At 42.9% G+C, this 14,424-nt stretch carries 18 protein-coding genes; 9 read left to right on the top strand and 9 right to left on the bottom strand.

Annotation, left to right across the window (positions count from 1 at the left end):
• Positions 1–94 precede the first annotated feature (94 nt).
• The 7 genes from BLP33_RS19670 (at position 95) to BLP33_RS19640 (ending at position 4,882) form a co-directional block, all read left to right on the top strand.
• On the top strand, positions 95–724 hold the full coding sequence (locus BLP33_RS19670) for a SprT-like domain-containing protein (protein WP_090532317.1): 630 nt from the start codon (positions 95–97) through the stop codon (positions 722–724).
• A gap of 54 nt (positions 725–778) precedes the next feature.
• On the top strand, positions 779–1,303 hold the full coding sequence (locus BLP33_RS19665) for a Uma2 family endonuclease (protein WP_090532315.1): 525 nt from the start codon (positions 779–781) through the stop codon (positions 1,301–1,303).
• Between the two features lie 76 nt (positions 1,304–1,379).
• A complete protein-coding gene (locus BLP33_RS19660; RefSeq protein WP_090532313.1) occupies positions 1,380–2,018 on the top strand; it encodes an MBL fold metallo-hydrolase in 639 nt (212 codons plus the stop codon).
• A 62-nt stretch (positions 2,019–2,080) separates the two neighbouring features.
• The gene (locus BLP33_RS19655) at positions 2,081–3,307 is read left to right on the top strand and encodes an FtsX-like permease family protein (protein ID WP_090532311.1); all 1,227 of its coding nucleotides are present in this window, start codon (positions 2,081–2,083) and stop codon (positions 3,305–3,307) included.
• Between the two features lie 15 nt (positions 3,308–3,322).
• Positions 3,323–3,688: a hypothetical protein gene (locus BLP33_RS19650; protein WP_090532839.1), complete on the top strand. Its 366-nt coding sequence runs from the start codon at positions 3,323–3,325 to the stop codon at positions 3,686–3,688.
• 99 nt (positions 3,689–3,787) lie between these two features.
• Complete coding sequence (gene rbfA, locus BLP33_RS19645) at positions 3,788–4,165, top strand: 30S ribosome-binding factor RbfA (RefSeq protein WP_090532309.1); 378 nt, start codon at positions 3,788–3,790, stop codon at positions 4,163–4,165.
• Positions 4,166–4,174: 9 nt separating this feature from the next.
• Positions 4,175–4,882, top strand: a complete 708-nt coding sequence (locus BLP33_RS19640; RefSeq protein WP_090532307.1) for a peptidoglycan DD-metalloendopeptidase family protein — start codon at positions 4,175–4,177, stop codon at positions 4,880–4,882.
• Between the two features lie 96 nt (positions 4,883–4,978).
• On the opposite strand, the gene bshC is transcribed toward BLP33_RS19640, so the two are convergent.
• The 8 genes from bshC to BLP33_RS19600 all read right to left on the bottom strand — a co-directional run bounded on the left by bshC (position 4,979) and on the right by BLP33_RS19600 (position 11,893).
• Entirely contained in the window at positions 4,979–6,595 is a 1,617-nt protein-coding gene (gene bshC, locus BLP33_RS19635) for a bacillithiol biosynthesis cysteine-adding enzyme BshC (RefSeq protein WP_090532305.1), read from the bottom strand.
• A 131-nt stretch (positions 6,596–6,726) separates the two neighbouring features.
• A complete protein-coding gene (rimO, locus tag BLP33_RS19630) occupies positions 6,727–8,064 on the bottom strand; it encodes a 30S ribosomal protein S12 methylthiotransferase RimO (protein WP_090532303.1) in 1,338 nt (445 codons plus the stop codon).
• Positions 8,065–8,110: 46 nt separating this feature from the next.
• Positions 8,111–8,488: a GxxExxY protein gene (locus BLP33_RS19625; protein WP_090532301.1), complete on the bottom strand. Its 378-nt coding sequence runs from the start codon at positions 8,486–8,488 to the stop codon at positions 8,111–8,113.
• Between the two features lie 41 nt (positions 8,489–8,529).
• Positions 8,530–9,495 carry a signal recognition particle-docking protein FtsY gene (gene ftsY / locus BLP33_RS19620; RefSeq protein ID WP_090532299.1) on the bottom strand — a complete coding sequence of 322 codons (966 nt, stop codon included), beginning with the start codon at positions 9,493–9,495 and terminating at the stop codon, positions 8,530–8,532.
• Positions 9,496–9,701: 206 nt separating this feature from the next.
• Complete coding sequence (locus BLP33_RS19615) at positions 9,702–9,866, bottom strand: DUF4295 domain-containing protein (RefSeq protein WP_090532298.1); 165 nt, start codon at positions 9,864–9,866, stop codon at positions 9,702–9,704.
• 83 nt (positions 9,867–9,949) lie between these two features.
• Positions 9,950–10,132 (bottom strand): 50S ribosomal protein L33, encoded by a 183-nt coding sequence (gene rpmG / locus BLP33_RS19610; RefSeq protein WP_022830075.1) that lies wholly within the window; start codon positions 10,130–10,132, stop codon positions 9,950–9,952.
• A gap of 82 nt (positions 10,133–10,214) precedes the next feature.
• Entirely contained in the window at positions 10,215–10,448 is a 234-nt protein-coding gene (gene rpmB, locus BLP33_RS19605; protein ID WP_022830076.1) for a 50S ribosomal protein L28, read from the bottom strand.
• Between the two features lie 302 nt (positions 10,449–10,750).
• Positions 10,751–11,893: an NAD(P)/FAD-dependent oxidoreductase gene (locus BLP33_RS19600; RefSeq protein ID WP_090532296.1), complete on the bottom strand. Its 1,143-nt coding sequence runs from the start codon at positions 11,891–11,893 to the stop codon at positions 10,751–10,753.
• Between the two features lie 150 nt (positions 11,894–12,043).
• On the opposite strand from BLP33_RS19600, the gene BLP33_RS19595 reads away from it, so the two are divergent.
• Together BLP33_RS19595 and BLP33_RS19590 are read left to right on the top strand one after the other, a co-directional pair.
• Positions 12,044–12,772, top strand: coding sequence for a zinc metallopeptidase (locus tag BLP33_RS19595; protein WP_090532294.1), 729 nt, complete (start codon positions 12,044–12,046; stop codon positions 12,770–12,772).
• 207 nt (positions 12,773–12,979) lie between these two features.
• Positions 12,980–13,921, top strand: coding sequence for a YXWGXW repeat-containing protein (locus BLP33_RS19590; protein WP_217633193.1), 942 nt, complete (start codon positions 12,980–12,982; stop codon positions 13,919–13,921).
• 114 nt (positions 13,922–14,035) lie between these two features.
• Here the strand turns inward: BLP33_RS19590 and apaG are convergent, their stop codons facing one another.
• Positions 14,036–14,422, bottom strand: coding sequence for a Co2+/Mg2+ efflux protein ApaG (gene apaG, locus BLP33_RS19585; RefSeq protein WP_090532292.1), 387 nt, complete (start codon positions 14,420–14,422; stop codon positions 14,036–14,038).
• Between the last annotated feature and the right edge of the window lie 2 nt (positions 14,423–14,424).

Genomic DNA, 14,424 nt, shown 5'->3' with positions numbered 1-14,424 from the left:
AGAAGCTTAGAGAGTAAATCAAAGTTTTACAAACCATCGACTATGGTTTATGGACTATCAACCACAAATTCTTACATTTGTATTGAGGTAAAAATTGGATAAAGTAAAAGTTTTAGAGAAATATCTACCGGCAGAAGCGGCCCCGCTCATTGCCCGGTGGATTGACTACTTCAAATGTGAATTTAAAATTTCGCGCAACCGTAACAGTAAATTTGGCGATTACCGCTCACCTTATGGCGGCAAAGGTCACCGTATCTCGGTTAATTACGACCTTAACCCCTATGCTTTCCTGGTAACTACAGTGCATGAGTTTGCACACCTGCATACCTGGAACGAGCATAAGCAAAAAGCCAAACCTCACGGAACAGAATGGAAAAACAATTTCAAAAAAATGATGCAGCCATTTTTTGAAAAAGAGATTTTCCCGGCAGATGTTAAAAAGGCTATTGTAAACTACCTGGATAACCCGGCGGCGTCAAGCTGCTCAGATTTGAACCTGTACCGCTCGCTGCGCAAATATGATCCCCCCAAAACATCCGAAGCAATTTTAACGGTAGAAAAGATCCCGCTTAAGGCATTGTTTAAGCTAAAGGACGGTAGAGTGTTCCGCAAAGACGAAAAGCTGCGTAAGCGCTTTAAATGTACCGAAGTAGCTACTAAGCGTATCTATCTGTTTAGCCCGGTAGCGGAGGTGGAGTTGATTGAAGGGGCAACGGCGGCGTAGCATACTTTTTTATTTAAGCCGTTTTAACTAAATTAGCATAAAAGTATTTACAACATGAGTCCTACCATCCCTGCAACTGCTGTCGATATATACCGGAGGCTGCCCGAGGGTACCAGATGCGAAGTGTTGTACAACCAACTCATCATGACCCCGGCACCCAACACCGACCATCAATTCATTTCCGTAAAACTTTCGGCCCTGCTTTATAATTTTTTGGAAGAAACAGGTAAGGGCGTAATACTGCATGCTCCTGCTGATGTTTATTTCGAACAAGAACAATCCGTTTTACAGCCGGATGTACTGGTGATCCTGAATGAAAATAAGTCAATTATCCAAAAGGATGGCATTCATGGTGCACCTGATGTTGTTTTTGAAATACTATCCGGTAATCGTATTCATGACACTTTAAAAAAGAAAAACCTGTACGAAAAAGTGGGGGTAAAGGAATATTTCATTATTGATCCTGAAGATAAAAAGGTGGTCATGTTCGCTTATAATGAAGCGCACCAATACGAACTGGTATATGAACTAACCGGCAAAATCACCTCTGAAGTTTTAGGGTGTAGTTTTAATTTGTAACCGTCGGTATTTGCGTATATGATTCGCTTCTACGGATCGTACTTATCCCAATCAATTTATTCCGTACTTTTACCGCATGGCAAAAGTTATATCATTTGTAAATAACCCTTACCAGGAAAATACTTATGTTTTGTATGATGAAACCGGCGAATGTGTGATCATTGACCCGGGCATGTATACCGCGCCCGAGCAAAACACTGTTGTTAGCTTTATCAAAAACAATAACCTGAAGCCTGTTATGCTGCTCAACACCCATTGCCATATCGATCATGTGCTGGGCAATAAATTTGTGTTCGACCAGTATGGCCTTAAGCCCCGTTTCCACGTTGGCGAGTCGGAAGTATTGGCAGCCGTAGTAGCTTATGCACCATCTATGGGCTTCCGTTACGATGTATCGCCTATGCCAGATGAATTTTTGCCTGAAACCGGCAGTGTTCACTTTGGCAATACTACGCTGCATCTGATATTCGCACCCGGCCATTCACCCGCTCACTTGTGTTTTTATGATAAAGAGGCTAAGATATTGATAGGGGGCGATGTCCTGTTCAGGCAAAGCATCGGTCGCACGGATTTGCCGGGAGGTAACTTCACCCAACTGATTGATAACATCGAAACCAAACTGTTTACCCTGCCTGATGATGTTACCGTTTATCCTGGCCACGGTCCCGAAACAACCATCGGCTACGAAAAACAAAACAATCCGTTTTTAACTTAGTTAACATCATAGCAACGTTTTACTGAGCATAAGCAAAACCTGAACGCATAATTCCCACACAATTGAACACCTCCATTTACATAGCAAAGCGTTACCTGTTCTCGGGCAAAAAAATGCATGCTATCAACATTATTTCGGGTATATCCATGTTGGGGGTGCTCATTGGCAGCGCGGCTTTGCTTATCATTCTTTCGGTGTTCAATGGTTTTGAAAAATTTATCCTTTCGCAATACAGTAATTTTACGCCCGAAATAAAGATAGAAGCCAAGGTTGGCAAAACCTTCAATCCCAATACATCTTATTTCGCCTCTTTGCATAAAGATGCGCGCGTATTTTCATTTACCGAAGTATTGCAGGAAAAAGCCCTGATCAAATATGGCGATAAACCATTTTTAGGTACCGTAATGGGCGTGAGCGATGATTTTTTGAAAAACAACCAGCTCGACAGTACCATAGCCAGCGGCTCATTCACGCTTAAAAGCGGCGATCAAAATTTTGCCGTTATTGGCGCTACCATACAGGGGAGCTTAAGTATTAATGTTCATGACGAGCTTTCGTCCATGCAGATCTATTCGCCGCGGCGCGATGCGGAAAACTCGGCTAATCCTTTAAATGAATTTGTTGTACGCAGCATTAACCCATCGGGCGTATTCGACACACAACAGGAGTTTGATGATATAGCCATAACCCCCATAGAGTTTGCCCGCGACCTGCTTGACCAGCCGGTAAATGTTTCTTCACTACAGCTTAATTTTAAGCGCGGCACCAATATCGATGCCATGCAAAAAGACATCCAGGATAAAATAGGGAAAGACTTTACCGTAAAAAACCGCAAGGAACAAAACAGCGAACTTTACAAAACCCTTAATTACGAAAGCTGGGCGGTTTACATGATCCTTACCTTTGTGCTTATCATCGCAATATTTAATATCATTGGCTCGTTAACCATGCTGGTTATTGATAAGCGCAAGGACATTGCCATTTTAAGCGGACTGGGCGCCAATAAAAATATGATCCAGGGGATTTTCTTTTTTGAGGGAATGATGATCACCGCTATTGGCTGTATTATCGGCATAACGCTGGGCACCATTTTTTGCCTGTTGCAGCAGCATTACGGATGGATAAAAATGGGGGCCAAAATGTCGGTGTTAGACTCGTATCCTATCGACCTTAAAATTAAGGATTTTGGCCTGGTGCTGCTAACCGTTGGCGGCATTTCGGTAATAGCTGCCGGCATCAGCGCCCGTTTAAGTATTAAAGGATTGGATGAAATCAAACAGGATTTGTAAATTTGTTAAATGGGTATGAGGTATATCAAAGTTTTTGTTCTGCTGCTTGTTGTTATTGCTGTTTACGCATGTAATAATGATGCCCATAAAAAAGACGGGGTTACGCTTTATAAAGGCTTGTATAGTGCAGGTCCTGAAATTAAATCATTTAAAGATTGCGATAGCGGCCAGGAGTTTTGGGCTGTTGACAGTTCGGCCCAACTGGAGCTTCAGTATTCGCAGCTCAATTTCGAAAAACCCTACGAACCGGTTTACGTTGAGGTTGAGGGCATCAAATCAAAATCGGGCGATGTTGGTCGCGGGTCTGAATATGACAGTACACTCGTTGTAAAAAAAGTAGTAAAAATAACCAAAGAGATCCCGCAGGACGTATGTAATTAACCCCCTGCCGCCATTGTTAATAAAAGCCTAAAACAATAACTTAGGCTTTTGCATTAAGCATTAAACACTCATCTGCCTTATCGGCGTAACTAACAACCCATGGAATCAAAACGTCAGCAAAAATTTGCCGGAGTAATACAGGAAGACCTTGCAGCTATTTTTCAGCGCGAAGGCATGAATTATTTGCCTAATACACTGGTAACCATAACCAAGGTACGCGTAACGCCCGATTTGGCCATAGCCCGTATATTTTTAAGCTTTTTGGGCAATCCCAATGTGCAAACCGCTTTGCATACCATCAAATCGCACGCTTCGGAAATCAGGTACAAACTGGGCGCCCGCATCAAAGACCAGGTAAGGATCATTCCGCAGCTTGAGTTTTTTGTTGATGACACCAGCGAATACGTTGAGCGTATGGACAAGATCTTTGATAAGATCAGTAAAGAGGAACGCCAGCCCGATACCGAAGAAAACTAATAGTCACTGATGGACCGGCACACGCTGTTTGCTAATTACGTTAACAATCATCCCGAAGCCATTGGCAAAGTGGTTGATTTTGATGCAGATCATGACCGCCTTTACCATTTTGACCTTACCGCCGCCAATAAGGAATTGACGGCTGAGGTTATTAACAAGCCGTGGATGTTTAGCCAGTTAGTAAACGAAAAGCTGCATGACAACCATTGCCGTTACGGTATTGGCGGGTATATGGAACACCGTACCATTTATGCCTTTAGCAGTCATTTTGACACAGATGATGAGCCCCGGCGCCTGCATTTGGGTGTCGATATCTGGAGCGACGCCGGAACGCCGGTATATGCCCCGCTTGATGGCATGGTACACAGTTACCAGGATAATAATACCATTGGTGATTACGGCCCAACCATTATTTTACAACACGACCTTGATGGCTTAACACTTTATAGCCTGTACGGGCATTTAAGCCGTAAAAGCCTGAACGGGCTTTCTAAAGGGGTGCCTGTGTCTAAAAACAGCCAAATAGCAACCATTGGCAATGCCGATGAAAACGGCCATTGGCCACCGCATTTGCATTTCCAGCTGATGTTTGATATGGAAGGTAAACAAGGCGATTATCCCGGCGTAGCTAAGTTTTCGGAAAAAGAGATCTGGCGGAAGAATATACCTGACCCCGGCTTGATATTGAAGTTTCCGAGAGCGGTAAATGTAAGGTAGGCCTCATAAAGACGCATAATTGCGTCTTCCCCACCACCCCATCTGGCGCAAGTTTTTCGTAATTGCCGGTGCTGGGATAACTTTTGCTTCCTGCTGTCATTTTTCCGTTAATACCGTAAACTTAAAATCAAGCGGTTCAAACAGGCGGATAAGCTCATCAATAAAAGTTTGCCCCCATTTTACATACATGAGGCCGAAGTTTTCAGAACGCTCCTGCAGGCTGTCTTTAGGGAAGAGCTCGGCTTTGACAGCGGTTAGCTGCTCCAACCGTACACTGTAATTTCTTTTTTCGGCACGGATCAGCTTCTTTTCAAGGTTATCCATTGCCTTTTTAAGGCGGGCCTGTACAGCCGCAGCTGATGGTGAAAGCGTAGGGTCGATCTTGTATGCGCGGAGTTTTATTTTCTCAAAAAGGTTTTCCATTTCGCGCCATTCTTCGGCAATGCTCAGGTTATGGCCGCTGTGCTTTTTGATCCAATAGGTTTGCAGGGCATCGCTTTGTTTAAACAAGGCAAGTGCATCCAGATCCATACGTGATATCTTGGCAGCTTGTTCTTTCTTGATTACCAAAGCCGAGTTGCGAAGGATGAGGATAGGGAAATCAATTTTGTAATGATCAAAATTGGATTTCAACTCGAGCCAGTAAACTACCTCTGCACCACCACCGATGTAGGCAATGTTTGGTAAAATACATTCCTGGTACAGCGGGCGCATCACCACATTAGGGCTAAAGCGTTCGGGATATTCGGCGATCTCCTTTTTCAGCTCAGCTTCAGTAAACCTGATTTCGGCATTGAGCACATGATAGCTGTCATTCTCGAAAACTATCCGCTCGCGAAGCTGATCTTTCAGGTAAAAGAAATTGATCTCGCGTGGGTTAACCTGGATGTGTACACCAAGCTCATGCAGCTTTTGGTTAGTTTCGGTAATGTTTTTAAAACTATGCTGACCGATGATGTCCTGCTCCATAAAAGGCGCGAACTCTTTTTTAAACTCATGGTCATCGGCATCGATGATCACCAAACCGTACTGCCCAAAAAGTGAGTTAACAAGATATCTTGTAGCGTCGGCAAGCTTATCAAATTTGGTATAGGCGGTTTCAACAATTTCGGCCAGCTCGGTTGCATGGCCTTCCATACCTAAAACGCCTTTGTACTGGTTAAGTGCCTGGCGCATGCTCACCGGGTCGATACGGCCGGTTGCCCCCGAGGCTTCATACCACCAATGTACTTTTTTACCGCCAATGTTGGTATAGTTGATCTCGGCAAAGTCGTGGTCTTCGCTGGCCATCCAGTAAACAGGCACAAAATTTTTATCGGGATGGGCGGTTTTCAATTGCCGAGCCAGTTTGATAGCCGTTGCAATTTTATAAAGGAAATATAAAGGCCCGGCGAAGATATTAAGCTGGTGGCCGGTTGTAATGGTAAAGGTATTATCCTGCTTTAACAGCTCCAGGTTTTGGGCTGTAAGGGCAGTTGAATAAGTACATAATTTACCCGGCTCTTTGCTTAAACACTCATATTGCTTAGTTAAAACACGTACCAGCACTTCGCGGTCAGCAACTACCTTTTTGTTTTTCAGAAATTCGGCAAAACCGGCCATATCCGGACGGTAACCATAAAAAGGGCGTAGTTCGGGTTTATTGTCGATATATTCGGCAACTGTGCTTGAAAAAAAACCGGTGTCTTTATAACTTATACAGGATGCGTCCATTGTTGATTTCGGGTTTTGGATGCTCAGTTCAGATTTCCCCTAAAACAAAACATCAGCAAATAAAATTAAATGCTGATGTCGAAATTAGATTATAAATCGCAAATCGCTTTACAGCCGACCGCAAATTAACATTATTTTACAATTTGTCCATAAAGGTCAAAGTCTTCTGCACTGTCTATCTTTACGTTAACAAAGCTGCCAACGGTAGCATAATCAATGCTTGCATCAATCAAAACTTCGTTATCAACCTCGGGCGAATCAAATTCTGTACGGCCAACAAAATAGCCGCCATCCTTTTTGTCAATCAGCACTTTATAGGTATTGCCGATCTTTTCCTGGTTTTTATCAAAAGAAATGCCCTGCTGGATTTCCATAATGGCATCGGCACGCTCCTGTTTTACTTCTTCAGGTACATCATCAACCAAAGTATGAGCGTGGGTCTTTTCCTCGTGCGAATAGGTGAAACAGCCCAAACGGTCGAACTTGGTATCCTCAACCCATTGTGCCATCTCTTCAAAATCCTGCTGGGTTTCGCCCGGGTAACCGGTGATTAACGTAGTACGCATAGCAATGCCCGGTACACGATCGCGGATCTCGTTCACAATATCAATGGTTTTTTGCTTGGTAATACCACGGCGCATCGATTTCAGCATGTTATCGGTGATGTGTTGCAAAGGCATGTCAAGGTATTTACAGATGTTTTCGCGCTCGTTCATCACATCCAGGATCTCCATCGGGAAACCTGAAGGATAAGCATATTGCAACCTGATCCATTCGATACCGTTCACATCAGATAAACGGCGAAGCAGCTCATCCAGATTGCGTTTGCCGTAAAGGTCGAGACCGTAATAGGTTAAATCCTGTGCAATCAGGATCAATTCTTTTGTTCCGTTTTTAGCGAGTTTTTTTGCATCCTCAACCAATTGTTCAATCGGCGAACTCAGGTGTTTACCCCTCATTAAAGGGATGGCACAAAACGAGCACGGACGGTTACAGCCCTCAGCAATTTTAAAATAAGCAAAATGCGATGGCGTTGTTAATAAACGCTCGCCAATAAGTTCGTGCTTGTAATTTGCACCTACAGAAGCCAGCAGGTTTTGCAGATCATTGGTACCGAAATAGGCATCAACGTTGGTGATCTCGGCTTCAAGCTCAGGCTTGTAACGCTCGCTCAGGCAGCCGGTAACAATTACCTTACCTACTTTGCCCTGCTCCTTAAGTTCGCTGTATTGCAGAATAGTATCTATCGATTCCTGCTTGGCATTATCAATAAAGCCACAGGTATTAATTACTATAATATCATTTTTGCCTACCTTCTCGGCCTCATGCACCACATCAAACTGGTTGCCCTTCAGTTGGCCCATCAATATTTCCGAATCGTAAATATTTTTTGAACAGCCTAACGTAACCACGTTTACACGGGGTTTGGCCTGCTTAACAGATGGACGGGAAATTTCTTTTGTCTTCATTATTTCCAATTGATTTCAGTGATTTTTTTGATTTCACTGATTCCATTTATACAGACAGTCTTTTAATTGAACAACTTACATTGCCAAAGTTAATCAATAAGCCTGTCTTGATTTTACTTGCTTTTAAATAGGATAAGAGTTGCTTTTGGAAAATTATCGGTAAAAAAGGGCCGGTCACTGCTTTTAGTTCAACAATAACTTTGCCTTCAATAAAAAAATCACATCTAAATTCTCCAACACACTTTTCCTTAAAATATAATTCGAATTTCTTTTCTGTTTCGAAAGCTAAACCTTCTATTTGTAACTGATGTTGTAAAGCTTTTGAGTATACTTTTTCGATAAACCCTGGCCCTAAATGTTTATGAACTTCAAAGCAACAGCCTATTATTCTCTCTGTTAATGAATCGTTTTCATAACTTGCCATGGGTAATCGGTGAAATCAAAAAAATCACTGAAATCAAAAAATCAAGCTTTAAACAAGCTGTCAACAAACGCCTGCCTGTCAAACAGCTGCAGGTGATCCATTCCCTCGCCAACACCTATATATTTAACCGGAATCTTAAACTGATCTGATATTCCTATAACCACACCACCTTTAGCTGTACCATCCAATTTGGTTAGCGCCAGGGCGTTTACATTGGTAGCTTCGGTAAACTGCTTGCATTGCTCAATGGCGTTTTGCCCGGTTGAGGCGTCCAGTACCAGCAGTATCTCATGCGGAGCACCGGGGATCACCTTTTGCATCACGTTCTTGATTTTGGTTAGCTCGTTCATCAAACCAACTTTATTATGCAAACGGCCGGCAGTATCTATAATAGCTACATCATCGCCATTGGCCACAGCCGAACGAAGGGTATCATAAGCAACTGAAGCAGGATCGGAACCCATAGCCTGAGCAACAACTTTTACACCAACACGTTCACCCCAAAGTTTAATCTGGTCAACCGCGGCTGCACGAAAGGTATCGGCAGCGCCTAAAACAACCTGGTTGCCAGCCTGCTTAAGCTTATGGGCCAGCTTGCCTATGGTGGTGGTTTTACCTACGCCGTTAACGCCAACTACCATAATTACGTATGGCTTATGATCGCCATATTCAAAATTGCGGAAGTCGTTACTGTTGTTTTCGGCAAGCAGTTGTTGAATTTCATCTTTTAACAGGGTGTTCAGCTCGTTGGTGCTTACATATTTATCCCGGGCAACACGGGCCTGGATCCTGTCAATGATCTTGAGCGTGGTGCTTACGCCAACGTCGGATGTAACCAGGATCTCTTCCAGCTCATCCAGCACATCATCATCAACGGTTGATTTACCGGCGATGGCTTTGGTGATCTTTGAAAAAAAGTTATCCTTGGTTTTTTCCAAACCGGTATCAAGCGCCTGCTGTTCCTGCTGCGTGTTTTCCTTTTTCTTAAAAAAATCAAATAATCCCATGTTCGTTGATATGCAAATGTGCTAATTTCAGATGTGCAGATTGTTTGTTCAATGTACTAATTTCAGTATTCAAATATGTTGCCATATCAAATCACCTTTCTTCATCTGCGCATTTGCACACCTGAAATTTGCACATCTAATATCATTCAACAAAAAAAGCCCTCTCGTTAAAACAAGACGGCTTCAATATTTTAATCAAAGAGTGATTATATAGTTTTACCTGCAATTGCATCCTTAACTAAATCGTTAGGGACAATTTGCTCTTTGAATGAATAAGCACCAGTTTTAGGTGATTTATTCATGGTGATCACTTTTGAATATTCTTTGCCTTTACCTGCTACTTTCAGCGTTGCAACTACTTTCTTTGCCATGTTGTTTAATTATTGATTTAGTGAATTATTGAGTTGGCTATATCAAGATAAAACTTAATGAGCCAATCAATCCGGTCAACTAATTATTTAATCTCTTTGTGAACGGTTACTTTCCTCAAAACAGGGTTGAATTTTTTCAACTCTAATCTTTCAGTTGTATTTTTTTTGTTCTTAGTGGTGATATAGCGAGACATGCCTGGCATACCGCTTGTTTTGTGTTCGGTGCACTCTAAAATCACCTGAACCCTGTTGCCTTTTTTTGCCATTTTCTTTTTATGTTGTACGTGTCACCTCACGGCTTACGTAATTTTTCAATTTTATTATACTGCTAAACTTGAAAGCCGACTACTAAATGTAGCCTTTTTTAACAAATTTATTGATGCAGGCGGTAATACCGTTTTTGCTGATAGTTTTTACAGCAGAAGTAGATACCTTTAAGGTAATCCATTTATCTTCTTCAGGAATATAAAACTTTTTAAGTTTCAAGTTAGGATGAAACCTGCGTTTTGTTTTAACGTTTGAGTTTGAAACGTTGTTACCTACGATAGATCCTTTTCCTGTTAGATCACAAATTCTTGACATGACAAATATTTTTAATTATCAACCCTTTATCCAAAAAGAGTTTGCAAATATCAGACTTTTAAATCAAATATTCAACAGTGATTTAAAAAAATTTCAAAAAAGATTTGCAGTAGTGCCAGGCGCTTATCTATTTAGCTAATAACAGGTTATTCTTACCTGTGTTGCTGTCGCCTGAACTCGAATTGATGGAATTTGATCAATTAACAGAATGCTAAGCAAATTCGATGAATTCTTTTAATTTCATAAATTCGAGTTCAGACAAAATCGGCGAGTAATTTACCGGGTTCTTGAAAATCAATTACTTACGAATTAAGTAACAACTCTGCCACTTCCTCACCTACCAAGCTCCCCATGGCAACGCCCATGCCATTGCATCTCACAGCGCAAAAAATATTAGGCTGCACCTGTTTTACTATCGGGCTGATCTCCTGCCCGAAACCCATGATGCCGCTCCACCAATAATCAATCTCTACATTTTGGCCGGGGAGGATCACCTGGTTCAGATAGTTTATCAATTGCTGTTTAACTTCATCGGTATGCCCAAAATCCCAGGTTTCTTCCGCTTTATAATTGAGGTTACGGCCGCCGCCAAACAATACCCGCCCATCAATATTGCGGAAGTAGTAATAACCCTGGTTAAAATGATAAGTGCCTTTAAGTTTTAACCCTGGAACAGGCTTGGTAACCATTACCTGTCCGCGGCCGGGTACTACATCAAGCTGAGGATATAGCTGGCTTGCAAAAGCATTTGTAGCCAGGATCACTTTGCCCGCTTTAAAAATACCTTGCGAGGTACTTAGCCTGATGTGCTGATCTTCCTGCCCGATAACGGAAATGCCACAATTATTAAGTACCAATACGCCGAGTTGGTATGCTTTATATAATAGAGCACGCATCATTTTGCCGGTGTGAATCTGTCCTTCAAAAGGGTTGTATATGATATGCTTCACTTTATTGAAGCCAAAACCTGCAATTTTTTCATCGGCTACTGAATAAATGTCAGCATGGCCTATAGCATGTTTTAATAATTTGTTAAGGTGATCTATTTGATCAATACACTCACGTGCGTGGCTTTCCTCATGATCCATAAACAGTTCATGCCCGCCATATTGATAATAATCGATGTTAGCATCACCCAAATTTTCCCTTAAACGTTGCAGTCCTTTCCACTTGTAAGCTACCAGGTGCATGGCCTCCGTTTCTGATGAATGATTTATTGCTTCAATTTGCTCCGAAACTGTACCAAAACAGGCAAAACCAGCGTTTTTAGTACTGGCGCCTGATGGTAAGAAGCCGCGTTCCAACACTAAAACTTTTAAGGTTGGTTGCTGTTTTTTTAACTGAAGGGCGGCGCTAAGGCCAACAAGTCCGCTGCCAATAATGATAACATCGGCGTTATCGGTAAAGGCTGTACGCTCCCAGTATGAAAATGATGGCTCCAACATGTTCAAAAATAGCTATTCGGGAAGCAAAAACTTTGAGGTAACCTAATGCTTTTAAACTTTTTGCTCAAAGCGGAATAGTTTTTGAACAAGCGCTGTAACGTTTGTAAGGTTTCAACCTACTTAGTTTTAACTTATATTTATCAATATCATATGAATCACATATCATTAATTATGGGATACATCGCGCCGAACTCGGCCTGGTTCCTGATGATTATTGTTGCCCTGGTAAGCTTTATTGTACAATGGCGGTTCAGGAGTAAAATTAAGCAGTATTCTGAAATTGGCTTAATGTCTGGCTTATCGGGACAGGAAGTAGCCGTGAAGATGCTGCGCGCCCATGGTATCTTTGATGTACAGGTAATTTGTGTTGAAGGACAGCTTACGGATCATTATAACCCCGAAACAAAAACAGTGAACCTGAGTACCGATGTTTTTTACAGCCGCAGCATTGCCGCTGCCGCTGTCGCCGCACATGAATGCGGCCATGCTGTGCAACATGCCGAAGCTTACGGCTGGTTAAGTTTCAGATCGGCTATGGTGCCCGTTATCAACGTGGCATCAACTATTACCCAGTGGACTTTGTTCATCGGCATTATGCTGTTATTCTTTTCAGGTAGCCCTTATGTTTTGGCAGTTGGTGTTGCCGCGCTTGCACTGGTTACATTTTTTAGCTTTATAACCCTGCCGGTTGAGTTTGATGCAAGTCGCCGGGCGTTGGCGTGGCTGGATAACAATTATGCTGTGGTACAAACCGGACAAGAACATGAAATGGCAAAAGATGCCCTCTGGTGGGCTGCCATGACCTATGTAGTTGCCGCGTTGAGCGCTCTGGCTACGCTGGTTTACTATGCATCGTTTTTATTTAACAGGAGGAATTAACCCCCTAACCCCCTAAAGGGGGAAGGATTGTTGTAATTATAAAGGCCTGTTTCATTCGGAAACAGGCCTTTGTGTTTTAAAATGACACTTGCACTCCCCCTTTAGGGGGCCGGGGGGCTTTTAATCTTCATGATCTGTTCATTTAACAGGCCGAAACTTAATGTAATGTTCATGTTACACGGGTAGGTTTGGGTAAAATCATATATCATGAAAAAAATAGCAAGTGTATTTATGGTGCTTTTGATAGTGTCAGCAGCATCCGTTAAAGCCTATGCACAAATCAGTATAGGTGTTTCTGTAAATATAGCGCCGCCTGTATTGCCTACCTATACCCAGCCGCCCTGCCCTGTTGATGGATATTTATGGACACCCGGTTATTGGGCTTATGACCAGGATGGCGGATATTACTGGGTTCCGGGAGTGTGGGTGAGTCCACCCAGGGTGGGTTATTTGTGGACGCCTGGTTACTGGGGATACGATGGTGCAGTATACGTTTTTCATGAAGGCTACTGGGCCCCGCACATTGGGTTTTATGGCGGTGTAAACTACGGCTACGGTTATGTTGGAACCGGCTATGTTGGCGGGCGCTGGGCCGGTAATTCATTTCAGTACAATACCGCTGTTGTGAATGTTAATAACACGGTTGTGCATAATACCTATATCAACAAAACTGTTATCAATAACAACGTTACCGTTAATAATAACAGTTTTAACGGACCGGGTGGTGTGACCGCAAAACCACAGCCGCAAGAGCAGGCTGCCGAAAAGGAAAGTCATATACAGCCTACGGCTGATCAAATTACCCACCGGCAGGTTGCGGTAAAAGACCCAAGCCAATTTGCAAAAAATAATAACGGGCATCCGGCAACCGCTGCCATGAACAAGGTCAACGGAAGCCGTTTTACACAAGAAGGAAGCAGGGCACAACCCTCAGTAAGAGCAAATGCAGCAGCTAATCCGGCTCATGCTGGTAATGCTGCACCATCTGCCGACAATTCCGCTAACAGCCATTCTCCAGCCAGGAGGACAAATGTCGCGGCAGTAAATAATGGTGCTGCAAGGGCTGCCGCTCAGCATAGCAACAGAGCTCCCCGCAGGCAAGCTTTGGCTCCGCGCGAAGAAAGACCGCATAGGGAAAGACAACGATAGCCCCAATCTTAAAACCATATATAAAGAAAAGCCCTAACGGAGTGATTCCGTTAGGGCTTTTCTTTATATTTTTGATTTGTCTTTCTTGTTTCTTGAATCTTGCCGTCTTGACTCTCAATTCAGCCTGTATGGCGCTATCAGATAAAACTCCGGGATTTGTACATTGAAGTTGGCGTTATCCAACAGGCGGATCATGTGGTATTCGCCTTTCATGTTGCCCATGTCGGTTTTAAGGTTACAGCCTGATACATACTCATGGGTATGGCCCGGCTCAATAACAGGCTGCTGGCCTACTACACCTTCGCCTTCCACTTCGCGCTTTGCACCGTTTGAGTCAAATATATACCAGTGACGGCTCATCAACCTGATGGCGTAGTTGGTCATGTTTTCGATGCTTACCTTGTAGGCAAACATAAAATGATCGTTTGCCGGGTTTGAATACTCCGGCTGATATATGGTTTCGATGGAAACCTTAACACCCTCAGTTATAGTGGTAACCATGT

It is taken from the genome of Mucilaginibacter sp. NFR10, assembly GCF_900100445.1.
Taxonomy (GTDB): Bacteria; Bacteroidota; Bacteroidia; order Sphingobacteriales; family Sphingobacteriaceae; genus Mucilaginibacter; species Mucilaginibacter rubeus.
The sequence above is the reverse complement of the archived record's forward strand: the minus strand, read 5'-3'. Positions and strand labels throughout refer to the sequence as shown.